Source organism: Noviherbaspirillum sp. ST9 (assembly GCF_048799745.1).
GTDB lineage: Bacteria > Pseudomonadota > Gammaproteobacteria > Burkholderiales > Burkholderiaceae_D > Noviherbaspirillum.
In genome coordinates, this window is sequence record NZ_JBLWFR010000003.1 from 303,942 (window position 1) to 317,164 (window position 13,223).

9 protein-coding genes and 1 tRNA gene are annotated in these 13,223 nt (G+C 61.1%); 8 read left to right on the top strand and 2 right to left on the bottom strand.

Annotation, left to right across the window (positions count from 1 at the left end; all coding sequences use genetic code 11):
- Window positions 1-3: 3 nt before the first annotated feature.
- Window positions 4-1,788 carry a GGDEF domain-containing protein gene (locus tag ACNOHI_RS07880; protein ID WP_420474351.1) on the bottom strand — a complete coding sequence of 595 codons (1,785 nt, stop codon included), beginning with the start codon at window positions 1,786-1,788 and terminating at the stop codon, window positions 4-6.
- A gap of 293 nt (window positions 1,789-2,081) precedes the next feature.
- On the opposite strand from ACNOHI_RS07880, the gene ACNOHI_RS07885 reads away from it, so the two are divergent.
- The 3 genes from ACNOHI_RS07885 (at window position 2,082) to ACNOHI_RS07895 (ending at window position 5,764) form a co-directional block, all read left to right on the top strand.
- Window positions 2,082-2,171: transfer RNA gene (locus ACNOHI_RS07885), tRNA-Ser, on the top strand.
- Between the two features lie 200 nt (window positions 2,172-2,371).
- On the top strand, window positions 2,372-4,930 hold the full coding sequence (locus ACNOHI_RS07890) for an EAL domain-containing protein (RefSeq protein WP_420474124.1): 2,559 nt from the start codon (window positions 2,372-2,374) through the stop codon (window positions 4,928-4,930).
- 36 nt (window positions 4,931-4,966) lie between these two features.
- The gene (locus ACNOHI_RS07895) at window positions 4,967-5,764 is read left to right on the top strand and encodes a substrate-binding periplasmic protein (protein ID WP_420474125.1); all 798 of its coding nucleotides are present in this window, start codon (window positions 4,967-4,969) and stop codon (window positions 5,762-5,764) included.
- 13 nt (window positions 5,765-5,777) lie between these two features.
- On the opposite strand, the gene ACNOHI_RS07900 is transcribed toward ACNOHI_RS07895, so the two are convergent.
- The gene (locus ACNOHI_RS07900; RefSeq protein ID WP_420474126.1) at window positions 5,778-7,826 is read right to left on the bottom strand and encodes a methyl-accepting chemotaxis protein; all 2,049 of its coding nucleotides are present in this window, start codon (window positions 7,824-7,826) and stop codon (window positions 5,778-5,780) included.
- A gap of 158 nt (window positions 7,827-7,984) precedes the next feature.
- Here ACNOHI_RS07900 and ACNOHI_RS07905 point away from each other — a divergent pair, with 158 nt between their 5' ends.
- From ACNOHI_RS07905 to pstA, 5 genes are all read left to right on the top strand, one after another.
- Window positions 7,985-9,217 carry a DUF445 domain-containing protein gene (locus ACNOHI_RS07905; RefSeq protein ID WP_420474127.1) on the top strand — a complete coding sequence of 411 codons (1,233 nt, stop codon included), beginning with the start codon at window positions 7,985-7,987 and terminating at the stop codon, window positions 9,215-9,217.
- Window positions 9,218-9,275: 58 nt separating this feature from the next.
- Complete coding sequence (gene upp, locus ACNOHI_RS07910; protein WP_420474128.1) at window positions 9,276-9,926, top strand: uracil phosphoribosyltransferase; 651 nt, start codon at window positions 9,276-9,278, stop codon at window positions 9,924-9,926.
- 291 nt (window positions 9,927-10,217) lie between these two features.
- The gene (gene pstS / locus ACNOHI_RS07915) at window positions 10,218-11,261 is read left to right on the top strand and encodes a phosphate ABC transporter substrate-binding protein PstS (RefSeq protein ID WP_420474129.1); all 1,044 of its coding nucleotides are present in this window, start codon (window positions 10,218-10,220) and stop codon (window positions 11,259-11,261) included.
- Window positions 11,262-11,381: 120 nt separating this feature from the next.
- Window positions 11,382-12,380, top strand: a complete 999-nt coding sequence (gene pstC, locus ACNOHI_RS07920) for a phosphate ABC transporter permease subunit PstC (RefSeq protein ID WP_420474352.1) — start codon at window positions 11,382-11,384, stop codon at window positions 12,378-12,380.
- A complete protein-coding gene (gene pstA / locus ACNOHI_RS07925; RefSeq protein ID WP_420474130.1) occupies window positions 12,377-13,222 on the top strand; it encodes a phosphate ABC transporter permease PstA in 846 nt (281 codons plus the stop codon). Before pstC ends, pstA begins: the two co-directional genes overlap by 4 nt.
- Window position 13,223: the final 1 nt, after the last annotated feature.

The following is a 13,223-nucleotide window of genomic DNA, read 5'->3' on the forward strand; positions in this document are numbered from 1 at the left end:
CGGTCACGCAGACTCGGGCCAGCCCGCTGAAAAAGATCCCTGGCGACGTTCGATGAACACCTTGTTGCCAGGGATTTTTTTCGCCTGTTTCTTGGCGTCGGAGGCGGCCGTCGCGATTTGAAGATGCGACGCGTACTGCCCGGGATCGACGCGTACGACGCCCAGTGACAGACTGATGAGCGAATGAAAGACCTTGCGGCCGCGACGGTCCTCGCTCAGGTAGCCGCCGCGCGCGCGGTCTTCCTCCGTGAAGAAATGGGGAATCGCTCCTGCGAACGCGTCGATGACTGCATTGCAGCGCTCTTCCCAGTCCTCGCTCTGGAACAGGATGATGAAATCATCCCCGCCGATGTGACCGATGAAATCGCGATTCGGATCGCAGTGCCTGCCGAGTATTCGTCCGGTCAGCTGGATTACGTCGTCCCCGCGCCGGTAGCCGTACACATCGTTGAACGGCTTGAAGTGATCGAGGTCCGCGTAGCAGGCCGCAAAGCGCACGCCGTTCTGCAACAGGCGGTCGATATGCTCATTGATGGGTACGTTGCCCGGCAATAGCGTTAGCGGATTGGCGTACCGCGCCGCGTTGATCTGCATCTGCGTAATCTCCCGCATCAAATCCTGACCGGTGCCCATTCCGAGGTAGCGGCCCTGGTCCGTGATGATGAAACCGTTCGACAGGTGGTGCCGGTCCGCTGCGACGATGATCTGGCTCAGTTCCTGCAGGCTGGTGTCCTTGTCAGTAATCAGCGGCCGGGAATCCATAAAGGTGGTGCAGGGCTTCTTCCCGTACAGGTCGCGTGAATAAAGGCGCGCAAAGCGGTCGATCAGGTCGCGCCGCGTGATCAGTCCCACCGGCATGCCGTTGTCCACCACCGGAATCACTTCCAGTTCGGGGTCGCCGTTGAACATGTCGCAGACTTCGGTGTTGGTCATGTCCGGCCGGGCGGCGGGAGCGATGCGGAGCAAGCGCAGCGCAGTGACTGCGCTGTTCTCGAAAGCGTTCTTGGTGGGATAGACGGCCACATTATTGTGATTGATGCTCTTCGCCACTTCCGCCGACAGGGCGGAGCCGGGCGTCGCGTGCGGCCGGGCGATGTGGTAACCCTGTCCATAGGCGATGCCCAGGTCGCGTATCAGCAACAGTTCCGTCTGCGTTTCGATGCCCTCCGCGATGACGACGGTACCCGACTGCTCGGCGATTTCCTGGATGGAGCGTACGAACTGCAGTTTCACCGGATCCTGGTTGATGCCTTGGACAAAGTGCATGTCGATCTTCACGTACTCGGGGCGCAGTTCCGACCACAGGCGCAGGCTGGAAAAACCTTCACCGAGGTCGTCGATGGCGATCTCGAACCCCATCCCCCGGTAGTGCCTGGCGGCTTCGCGCAGCAGGTCGTAGTCATAGGTCGGCTGGTTTTCCGTCAGCTCGATAATCACGCGGTCGGGATTCAGGCCGACTTCCTGGATGTAGCCGAGCGTTTCGCCGTGGCGCGCGCGCGGCTGCAGCAGCATTTCAGGACTGACATTGAGGAACAGCTTGCCTTGCAGGCCCAATTCGGCGAAACGTTCGATCACGACGCGCCGGCACATGTGCTCGACTTCGACGCTAAGGCCGTGGGCGCGGGCGACCTTGAACAGGTTCATGGGGGAATGCAGCGGACTGTCGGATGGGCCGCGGATCAAGCCTTCGTAGCCGACGATTTCGCCGCGCTGCATGTTGATGATGGGCTGGAAGAGTGCGTTCAGCTGGCGCTGTTCCAGGATTTCATTGAGGCGGGATAACAGCATGGCGTCCTTGTTTTCAGGCTGTTTTTCCTGCAAGTCCTGCGTGTCGTTGGCGGCAGGGCTCCAGATTCTGATTCGCCCATGACCGCCCATGTGGACAGCCTTCGCCATGTTTGCCGATTGTGCGTTCAAGACAACCTTCTTTAATTTCTTGTTGGTAATGGTGCGTGCTGGTGAATAGTAGACAAGATTTATGACAGGATGATGATGCGGGGAAAGCAAGGGACTCTTCCGAAATGGATCGGAGCCTGTTATACTCTTTTGCTTTGCGGCTGTTACCCGCCGCAAGACGACCAGGAAAGGTGGCAGAGTGGTCGAATGCGCTGGACTCGAAATCCAGTATACGTTTATGCGTATCGAGGGTTCGAATCCCTCCCTTTCCGCCAAGGACTTCCTGAAAGTCCGACGAAAACCAAAAGCCCGCGATAGCTCAAGCAGTTACGCGGGTTTTTTGTTGTCCTTCGCCGCGACAGCTTCCCGCTCCAGGCGCCCCGCCTTCGCTATTTCCCCGCGATTTTCGGTTCAGTGATATTCTTGCCCTGTTGCAACTTTTGGTGGCGATCGGGTTGTGATTATGGGGAAACGGTTGAACACTTATCGGCAGTCGGACCCGCTCGGTCGTCGCGTGCTCGCCTATATTCTTGTCTGCAGCACGTTCCTCGCCTTCCTCTCCACCGGTTTGCAGCTTCTTCTCGATTACCGCCACGGCGTCTCCGCAGTGGAATTGCGGCTCGACGAAATCGAGCGCGGGTACACGGACAGCCTCGGCGCGTCGCTCTGGACGATGGATGAGCAGCAGACTGGCAAGCAGCTCGAGGGCATCGCCAAGTTGCCCGGAATCGCCCTGGTGGAGTTGCGCGATCCCGCAGGTAAGCTGTTCGGCCGGGCCGGCTCGCAGACGCCGTTGGCCCCGGATACCGTCCGCCGCACCATTCCGATCAAGTTTTCCGAAAACGGCACCGAAGAAAGCCGCATGCCGCTCGGCACACTGGAGGTGACGGCCAGTCTTGGCAATGTTTACAGCGACCTGCAGGACAAGGTCCTTCTCATCCTCGTCGCACAATCAGCCAAGACGGCCATTGTCGTGCTGTTCACGCTCTATATTTTCCGCCGCCTGGTGAGCCGCCACCTGTCTGCCATTGCCAACTATGCGCAACGCCTCGACCTGTCTAATCTTGGTGATCCGCTGCAGCTGCGCCGCCGGAAGCGGCCCGTGCCGGATGAGCTGGATGTCGTGGTGGCTGCCTTCAACGACATGGCCGGCTCCATCCGGCGCGACGTGGACGAACTGGCGCGCTATCGGCAGGGCCTGGAGGAACTGGTCGCGGTCCGGACAGACGAACTGGCGCAGAAGGTCGCCGAAAAGGAAGTGGCCATCCAGCAGTTGAACCGGGAGATGGTCGAGCGCCAGCTCGCCGAGCAGGCCGCGCGCGAGAACGAGGAGCGTTACCGGCAGGTTGTCGAAATGTCGCCGGACGCGATCATGATCGAGCGCGACGAAAAGATCATTTTCGTCAACCAGGGCACTTTGACGCTGCTTGGCGCACCGAACGCCGAGCTGGTGAAGGCGATGCCCTTGCTGCAGCTGGTCCCCGTCGGATGGCGCGAGCGCATGCAGGAAAAGATGGTCGAAATGCTCACGTCGCACAATGAGTCGCGCTCGTTCGAGGGAAAGATGACCCGGTTCGACGGCACGGTGATCGACGTCGAGATCCGGCGCGCGGCCTTCCAGTACGGCGGCGAGCAGGCGATACAGACCGTCATCCACGACATTACGCGCCACAAGGATTACGAGGAGCAGCTGCGCAGGCAGGCGCTGCACGACGCCTTGACCGGCTTGCCGAACCGCCTGCTGCTCATGGACAGGATGGAGCAGGCGATCGCCAATGCAAACCGAAGCGGTTCGCCCTTCTATGTCCTGTTCTTCGACCTCGACCGCTTCAAGTACGTCAATGACACGCTCGGGCATGACGCCGGCGACGAATTGCTGAAGATCATCACCGAACGCATGTCGGAATGCGCGCGCAAGGGAGATACGCTCGCGCGGCTGGGCGGCGACGAGTTCGTCTTCATGCTCGAGGAAATCGACGACGAGCAGGCAATCGTGCCCCTGGTTAGGCGGATCATGGACCGTGTCAGCGAGCCGGTGGTGCTCGGCGAGCAGGAAATTTCCGTGACCTGCAGCATCGGCATCAGCGTCTATCCGCAGGATGCGACCGATACGTTCACGCTGCTCAAGTATGCCGATACGGCGATGTACCACGCAAAGGAAAAGGGCCGCAACGGCGTCGAGCGTTATGCCGCCGACATGCACAGCCGGGTCAACGAACACCTCGTCATGGAGTCGCAGTTGCGCCGCGCGCTGGAGCGCGACGAGTTTCTTGTGCAGTATCAGCCACTCGTCGACCTGCGCAGCGGGCGCATCATCGGAGCGGAAGCACTGGTCCGCTGGCGCCATCCGGAGCTCGGGCTTGTCGCGCCGGCGAAGTTCATTCCGCTGGCCGAGGAAATCGGCTTGATCGCCGGAATAGGGGAGTGGGTGTTGCGTACCGCCTGCAGGCAGGCAAAGACCTGGCACGAGGCCGGCTATCCCGGGCTTCAGGTCGCGGTCAATCTGTCGGCGCAGCAGCTGGTGCGGCCCGAATTCGAGTCCGAAGTCGCAAACGCCCTGCAGGCTTCCGGCTTGCCGCCGCATTGCCTGGAGCTGGAAATCACCGAAAGCGCCTCCATGCGCAGCCCTGAACATACAGTCCTGCTGCTGCTGAAACTCAAGGCAATGGGCATCAGCATCGCAATCGATGATTTCGGCACGGGGTATTCCAACCTCGCGTACCTGAAGCGTTTCCCCGTCGACCGTCTCAAGCTGGACCGTTCCTTTGTCTCGGACATTACCGGCAACCCCGACGATTCGACGCTCGCCCATGCCATCATTGGCATGGCGCACAACCTGGACGTTACGGTCGTGGCGGAGGGCGTGGAGACGCCAGCGCAGGTCGGGCACCTGTCCGGGTTCGGATGTGACGAAATGCAGGGCTTCTACTTCAGCCCGCCCATTGATCCGGATGCCTTCCTCGCCATGCTAAGGGCGGGCAAGGCGCTCGATACGTCATCCCTCGCGATGGATGGCGACGTGACCATGGCGTAGAATATTTTTCAGTTGTTCATTCCGGAAGGCAGGATCATGACGCGCAACCTCAACTTGCCAGGCTTCGCCGACATCCTCCGCAGGATCCGCCATCTGCTGGCCGGCATGACGGTTGCGATTGCGTGCCTGCCGGCTTCGGCGCAATCCGTTGACGACCTCGTGTTCATCACCGAGGACTATCCCCCGTTCAATTTCGAGCGCGACGGCCGGCGTCAGGGAATCGCGGTCGACGTGCTGGAAGAAATGCTGGTCCAGGCCGGCGCGAAGAAGACCCGGGCGGACATCCGGGTCTGGCCGTGGGCAAGGGGATACGAAACGGCGCTCAAGGAAAAGAACACCGTCCTGTTTTCGACGACGCGCACCGAGGCGCGCGAAACTCTGTTCAAGTGGGTCGGACCCATCATGCCGTCACGTATCGTGCTGGTGGCAAAGAAAGAGCGGGCCATCCACATCAAGTCGGCGGACGACCTCCGGCTGGGCGCCTACAAGATTGGTGTGGTGCGTGAAGATATCGGCGGACAGTTGCTTGCCAACCTGGGCGTACAGAAGGATCGCACCGTCCAGGCCAATTCGGGTGTCAGCGTGGCCAAGATGCTCCAGGCCGACCGCGTCGACATGTGGGCCTACGGGGCACCGGTGATCATGTGGAACCTGAAGGAGCTGGGCTATCCGGCGGACGCATACACCGAAGTCTTCACGCTCACCGAATCGCAGCACTACTACTACGCCATCAACAAGGACACCGACGACAGGCTGGTCGAAAAACTGCAAACGGCGCTTGAACAGATCAAGGCAAATGGCAGGTTCAACGCCATTATTGCCCGCTATCGCTAAGCGCGGCGACCGGTCAGGCGCGCTTCTCGAGCAAGGTTCGGTCGTCGAAGGCCAGGCGCGCAATGCGCTTTCCCATGTTTCGAATTGGCGTAACGGTGGCGAGGAGGGCTGCCGGGTCCGCTTCCGCAAGCTTGAAGACTTCGACCGCCTGCGACAATCCGGCCGCCTGCTCCTGCAAGGATGTCGCGGCATGCGCGGCATGCTCGACCAGGAGCGCATTGCGCTGTGTCACCTCGTCCATGTGTCCGAGCGCCTGGTTGACCTGTTCAATGCCCCGTGTCTGCTCCCGGCTTGCCTCGGATATGTCGTGCATGATCTGCACCACCTTGCGCACCGAAGCGATTACCTCCGCCATCGTGCTGCCGGCAGAGTGCACAAGCGCGTTGCCGTGCTCAACCTGGCGGACGGAGTGTTCGATCAGTGTTTTGATTTCGCGCGCTGCGCCCGCGGAACGCAGCGCCAGCCCGCGCACTTCCGCCGCGACGACCGCAAAACCGCGGCCCTGCTCACCTGCGCGGGCGGCTTCGACTGAGGCATTGAGTGCAAGCAGATTGGTCTGGAAGGCAATGCCGTCGATGACCTGGATGATGTCGATGATGCGTGACGAGCTGAGCCTGATGGCCCCCATCGTCTCGACCACCTCGGCGACCGCTTCGCCGCCCTTCGTCGCGATATCGGCCGCGGAGAGCGCCAGCAGGTTGGCCTCGCCGGCGTGACGGTCGTTTTGCCTGACGGCGACCGTCAGGTCTTCCATTGAGCTGGCTGTTTCTTGCAGCGAACTGGCCTGGGACTCGGTGCGCAAGGAGAGATCGCTGCTGTCGGTGGCAATTTCCTGTGCGGTCGCCGTGATCGTCACGCTCGCCTGGCGGACTTGCGCGACAAGCCGGGCCAGTTCGGCGTTCATCCTTCCGAAGGTGTGGGCGAGGTCGCCGATCTCGTCGCTTGCGCTGGACTGCAGGCGAGTACTCAGGTCGCCGGACGCGGCGCGATTTGCCGCCTGTTCCAGCGCCTGCACTTCCCGCGAAAACGATACGTAGAAACCTGCCAGCAGGTAGACAGTCAGCGCCAGTCCAATGACAGCGGCGGCCACGATGAGGAACATGCGCGCCGCATAAAGTTCGATGCGCTGCGCCAGCAAGCCATCGAGCGCAGTTGCCAAGGCTTGCGCCGCCGCGCGGAGACTGCCCATGCTCGCGTTGCCTGCGTCGAAGAACCGCTGTCCCGATGTCTGGTTGTAGGACTTCAGCACCTCGTCCTGGGCGCGATCGAGAAAGGCCACGGCCTGAGCAACCGCCGTCTTGTGCGTCTCCAGCGCCTGCCGGATGCCGGCGTTCTCGCGGAATGCAGCGTCGAGCTGTGCAGGAATCCGGTCAAGGTCCCGGCGGGCGACCATGACGCTCGAGTTGAGCAACATGTCTTCGCCGGCATCCAGAAGTCCGGTGTCGATGTACGCGGCGCCGCGCCCGGCGATCGTCGACAGCATGTCGACGACAGGCGGAAAGCCATTGACAAGCAGGGCGCTGAGCCGATTGCTGTCGAGCTCCGGATCCAGCGTCAGCCCGGACCGGTCTGCGACGAGGTCGAGCAGCCTGGCAAGCTGTTCGATGACGGCCGAGTGGTCCGCATAGCTATCCTTCGCCTTTGCCGACGGCATTTTCCGTTCGATTTCCATCCAGGCGTGAAGGATGGCTGGCCACACAGGACCAAGTCCGAGTGCCTCCGACGACCGGTGGGCAGCGTCGAGACGGGCCACGCTGGACGCGATTTCTTTTCTTGTTTGTTCCGCCTGGTCTTGTACGCCGGCGATGCCGGAAAGCTGCATGTGACGCAGCGCGCGGTGTTTCTGCACCAGGTAGGTCAGGTCTTGCAGCGCGGATGCATAGGCGACGCCCGTCCGTTCCCGTTCGGCCGCGCTGACGGCCTTGTGCAGTTCCGCGTAGAGCAGGACAAGGGCCAGCAGAAGAGGCGTCATGAATACCAGCGTGATCAGCGCAAACTTGGGGAGCAGGCGCATCTTCTGCATCAGGGCAATTGCGGGAGACAGCACGATCTTCACAGTCATTCTTTTTTCCGTTCGTTGTTTTCCAGCAATTGTGTCTGCGGAATATGACAGCCTGATGAACGGAAACGAGGTTGATGAGGTGAAACAAACGATGAACTAATCGCAACCTTCCGCGCTCGAATCGGTAACCAGAATCTTTCTCTCGGATCGACCGGTCAATGCACGAACAAGAGCAGGCGGTTCAACTCAGGAAAACACGCAGCCTCGCCACCGGCCTATTGGTTGCCATGGCCGTCTTGTTCCTCATTTCGCGGTCCCTGATGCCGCGTTATCCCCATCTCTCCTTTGTCGCGGCATTTGCCGAAGCAGCGATGGTGGGCGGACTCGCAGACTGGTTCGCGGTCACCGCCTTGTTCCGCCATCCGCTTGGCCTGCCGATTCCCCATACGGCAATCATTCCACGCAACAAGGATCGGATCGGCGACAGTTTGTCCAACTTCCTTGAACACAACTTCATCACGCAGGAAATCATCCGGGCGGAAATCCGCCCGATCGACTTTGCCGGCTACGCCGCAACGTGGCTGGCTCGGCCGGAAAACAGCAAGGCGGTCTCGCGCCAGGTCGTGCGCAGCATTCCGACCATGCTGCGCGTGATCGAGGACGAGGACGTACGGCAGTTCATGCACAGTCGCCTGACTTCTGCCATGGAGCACACCAAGTTCGCACCGATGGTGGCCGAAATCCTGTCAGTGCTGGTCGCGAGCAACCGCCACGTGGCCTTCTTCAATCATCTGGTCGAAGTGGCCGCGCGCGCGCTCGAGCGCAACAAGGATTACATCCGCTGGAAGATCCACGAGAACAGTCCGCGCTGGCTGCCCAAGGCGATTGACGAAAAGTTCTACCATCGCCTGCTGGACGCCGCGCAGAGCACCTTGGATGAAATGCGGGAAGAGGACAGCGAGTGGCGCCTGCGCTTCCAGAACATGGCCGACGATTTCATCCAGCAGTTGCGGACTTCACCGGCCTACGAGGAAAAGCTCGATGCGGCGCTCAGCGAAATCCTCGGTCACCCGATGGCACGCGATTACATGATTAACATCTGGCACGACATCAAGGCGCGGCTGGAAGCGGATATCGCCTCGCCGGATTCGCACATTGCCGCGCGGCTCGACCAGGGTTTCCGCTCCATCGGCAACGAACTGCTGGGAGACGCGCGGGTACAGCGCAAACTCAACCAGTGGATACGCATCTTTGCCACGGAAACCATCGTGGCGCGGCGCGAGATGATCGCCGACCTTGTGTCGCGCGTGATCAGGAAATGGGACGCCGACACCATGTCCCGCAAGCTGGAACTGCATGTCGGCAAGGACCTGCAATACATCCGCATCAACGGTACGCTGGTGGGAGGTCTGGTCGGCCTCGTCCTGCACGCAATCTCACGGATTCTCTGACCGTACAGGGAGAAAGCGGTAAACTGGCGCGAATTCCAGCACAACGAGAACCCCGATCATGAAAAAGGATCCCCGCTTTCCCAACCTGTTCATCCTTGACCACCCGCTGATCCAGCACAAGCTGAGCTACATGCGTGACAAGGACACGTCGACCCGCACCTTCCGCACCTTGCTGCGCGAACTGACCCTGTTGATGGGCTACGAAGTGACGCGCGACCTGCCGATGACGACCAAGCGCATGGATACGCCGCTCATGACCATCGACGCTCCCGTGATCGCCGGCCGCAAGCTGGCCGTGGTGCCGGTCCTGCGCGCCGGCATCGGGATGAGCGACGGCTTGCTTGACCTGGTGCCGTCGGCACGCGTCGGCCACATTGGGGTATATCGCGATCCGGAAACGCATCAGCCGGTCGAATACCTCGTACGCCTGCCCGACCTGCAGGAACGTACCTTCATCCTGTGCGACCCCATGCTCGCCACTGGAAATTCCGGCGTGCATGCGGTGGACGTGCTGCGCAAGCGCGGCGTGCCGGAAGACCGCATCGTCTTCCTCGCACTGGTCGCCGCACCGGAAGGCGTCTCGGTTTTCCAGGCGGCACATCCGAACGTGAAGGTGTACGTCGCCTCGCTTGATTCCCATCTGGACGAGGACGCGTACATCGTTCCCGGCCTCGGCGACGCGGGCGATCGCTTGTTCGGGACGAAGTAGCTATTTGCCGGCGAGGTCAGCATGTTGCTGATTTCGCCGGTTTGCTTTCTTGTCAATGATGCAATCTCGTCCGGCGGCATCCGACAGCTGACGAGAATCCTTTCCTCTCTCCCATCTCCCTGCCCCGCATTAATCGGTTCCAGAGCAATTCCGGACCGAATATGACCGCTTCATGACAGGAATTCGGGCATTCCACGCTTTATGACATGACGCCGAGTCAGTGTCATAAAGCTGTCACATTCCTTCGCTAAAGTTCGCGCTGTCTTACTTTGACAACTTCACGGAGCAGACATGCGACTGAACAAATTCCTTACATCCGCTGTACTGGCTGCGGGTGCTGCATTTACGTTTTCCTCGGCGGTTGCCGCCGACATCACCGGCGCCGGCGCGACCTTCCCGTATCCGATCTATGCAAAATGGGCGGAAGAGTACAAGAAAGCCAGCGGTACCGGACTGAACTACCAGTCCATCGGTTCCGGCGGCGGCATCAAGCAGATCAAGGCCAAGACGGTTGATTTCGGCGCGTCCGACATGCCGTTGAAGGCAGAAGACCTGGAGTCCGAAGGCTTGATGCAGTTCCCGGCCATCATGGGCGGCGTGGTGCCGGTTGTGAACCTCGAAGGCGTCGCGCCCGGCCAGCTCAAACTGACTGGCGCAGTGCTGGCGGACATCTACCTCGGGAAGGTCACCAAGTGGAATGCCCCGGAGATCGCCAACCTGAACGCAGGCGTCAAGCTCCCGTCGGAAGACATTACCGTCGTGCACCGCGCCGACGGTTCCGGCACGTCTTTCCTGTTCACCGACTACCTGTCCAAGGTGAATGCGGAATTCAAGTCCAAGGTCGGCGCAGGCACGGCAGTGAAATGGCCGACTGGCGTAGGCGGCAAGGGTAATGAAGGCGTCGCCGCCAACGTCCAGCGCATCAAGAACTCCATCGGTTACGTCGAGTACGCCTATGCCAAGCGCAACAAGATGTCCCACACCCAGCTGAAGAATCGCGACGGCCAGTTCGTGCAGCCGGATGACGACACCTTCAAGGCCGCCGCCGCGGGTGCAGACTGGGCCAAGACACCCGGCTTTGCTGTCGTGCTGACCGAGCAGGCAGGCAAGAACAGCTGGCCGATCACCGGTGCGTCCTTCATCCTGATGCACAAGGCACAGGCTGACAGCGCAAAGGGCAAGGAAGTGCTGAAGTTCTTCGACTGGGCGTACAAGAATGGCGGCGCGATGGCCACCGAACTGGAATACGTGTCGATGCCCGCACCGGTCGTGAAGCTGGTCCAGGACGCCTGGAAGGCACAGCTGAAGGACGGTACCGGCAAGGCCGTCTGGTAAGGCAGTTCCGGAACATCAAGCCTGGGCGCGCCAGTACCGTAAGGTGATCCCGCGCCCGGCCTCAACAACCCGCAAGGGTACTTGCCTATGAATGCACATCCCTCTTCGGCCGCTGCCCCCATGGCCCCGTCCGAACAGAAATCCGCCGAACAGCAAGCCGCCGCCAAGGCCATGGGTTCCACCATGCGCAAGCAGCGGCTTCAGGATTTCCTGTTCCACAAACTGACGCTCGCGTTTGCCCTGAGCGTGCTGCTGGTCCTGGCAGGCATCATCGTGTCGCTGATCATCGGTGCCTGGCCTGCGCTCAAGGAATTCGGTCCGGCGTTCATCACCACCGTCGAGTGGGACCCGGTCAACGATCAGTTTGGCGCGCTGATCGCCATCGTCGGCACGGTAGCCACCTCGGTCATTGCCTTGCTGATTGCGTTCCCGATCAGCTTCGGCATCGCACTGTTCCTGACTGAAATCTGCCCCGCGGCGCTGCGTCGTCCACTTGGCACCGCGGTGGAACTGCTGGCAGGCGTCCCCAGCATCATCTACGGCATGTGGGGACTGTTCATCTTCGCCCCGCTGTTCGGCGACCATATCCAGCCCATCTTGAAGAAAACCCTCGGCCAGCTGCCCGTCATCGGCCAGCTCTTCCAGGGACCGATGATGGGTATCGGCATCCTGACCGCCGGCCTGATCCTTGCGGTCATGATCATTCCCTTCATTGCCTCGGTGATGCGAGACGTGTTTGAAATCGTCCCCGCCGTGCTCAAGGAATCCGCCTACGGCCTTGGCTGCACGCGGTGGGAAGTGGTGCGCAAGGTCGTGCTGCCGTACACCAAGACCGGCGTGGTCGGCGGCGTCATGCTCGGCCTCGGCCGCGCCCTGGGTGAAACCATGGCGGTCACCTTCGTCATCGGCAACGCGCACAAGCTGTCCTGGTCGCTCTTTGCGCCGGGCAACAGCATCGCGTCCACGCTTGCCAATGAATTCGCCGAAGCCGAATCGACGCTGCACGTGTCGTCGCTGTTTGCGCTCGGCCTGATCCTGTTTGTCATCACCTTCATCGTGCTCACCGCAGCCAAGCTCATGCTGATGGGCCTGTCGCGCCGGGAAGGAGCGAAATCATGAACCCTGTCTACCGCAAACGCCTCTGGACCCATCGTATCGGCATCGCACTCTCCATCGCCGCGATGGCCGTCGGCCTGTTCTTCCTGGCGTGGATCCTCTTCACATTGCTGGTGAAGGGCTTCGGCGCCCTCAGCCTGGCGATGTTTACGCAGACTACGCCGGCGCCCGGCAGCGACGGCGGCGGCCTGATGAATGCTATTTTCGGCAGCCTGCTGATGGTTGGCGCCGCGACGCTGATCAGCACGCCGATCGGCATCCTGGCCGGCATCTACCTGGCCGAATATGGCGAGGAAAGCTGGCTGGCCCAGCTCACGCGCTTCGTCACCGACATCATGCTGTCGGCGCCGTCGATCGTGATCGGCCTGTTTGTTTATGCCATCTACGTCGCTAACGTGAAGCACTTCTCCGGCTGGGCCGGCACCTTCGCGATTTCGCTGATCGCTGTCCCGGTCGTCGTACGCACCACCGACAACATGCTCAAGCTGGTGCCGAGCAGCCTGCGCGAAGCGGCGTTCGCGCTCGGCGCGCCGCGCTGGAAAGTCGCCATGATGGTTCGCCTGCGCGCCGTCAAGGCCGGCGTGATCACCGGCGTGCTGCTGGCCGTGGCCCGCATCTCCGGCGAAACCGCGCCGCTGCTGTTCACCGCCCTGAACAACCAGTTCTTCAGCGCCAACATGAATGCGCCGATGGCCAACCTGCCGGTCGTCATCTTCCAGTTTGCAATGAGCCCCTATGACAACTGGCGCGACCTGGCATGGGGCGGGGCATTGTTGATCACCTTCAGCGTGCTCGGCCTGAACATTCTCTCGCGCACCCTGCTCAGCCAGAAAGCCCCGAACTGAC

What these genes read in the sequence shown, in the direction of transcription:
- ACNOHI_RS07880 (WP_420474351.1), bottom strand. Translation starts at nt 1,788, where the DNA reads ATGCTGTTATCCCGCCTCAATGAAATCCTGGAACAGCGCCAGCTGAAC.
- ACNOHI_RS07895 (WP_420474125.1), top strand. Translation starts at nt 4,967, where the DNA reads ATGACGCGCAACCTCAACTTGCCAGGCTTCGCCGACATCCTCCGCAGG.
- ACNOHI_RS07900 (WP_420474126.1), bottom strand. Translation starts at nt 7,826, where the DNA reads ATGACTGTGAAGATCGTGCTGTCTCCCGCAATTGCCCTGATGCAGAAG.
- ACNOHI_RS07905 (WP_420474127.1), top strand. Translation starts at nt 7,985, where the DNA reads ATGCACGAACAAGAGCAGGCGGTTCAACTCAGGAAAACACGCAGCCTC.
- upp (WP_420474128.1), top strand. Translation starts at nt 9,276, where the DNA reads ATGAAAAAGGATCCCCGCTTTCCCAACCTGTTCATCCTTGACCACCCG.
- pstS (WP_420474129.1), top strand. Translation starts at nt 10,218, where the DNA reads ATGCGACTGAACAAATTCCTTACATCCGCTGTACTGGCTGCGGGTGCT.
- pstC (WP_420474352.1), top strand. Translation starts at nt 11,382, where the DNA reads ATGGCCCCGTCCGAACAGAAATCCGCCGAACAGCAAGCCGCCGCCAAG.
- pstA (WP_420474130.1), top strand. Translation starts at nt 12,377, where the DNA reads ATGAACCCTGTCTACCGCAAACGCCTCTGGACCCATCGTATCGGCATC.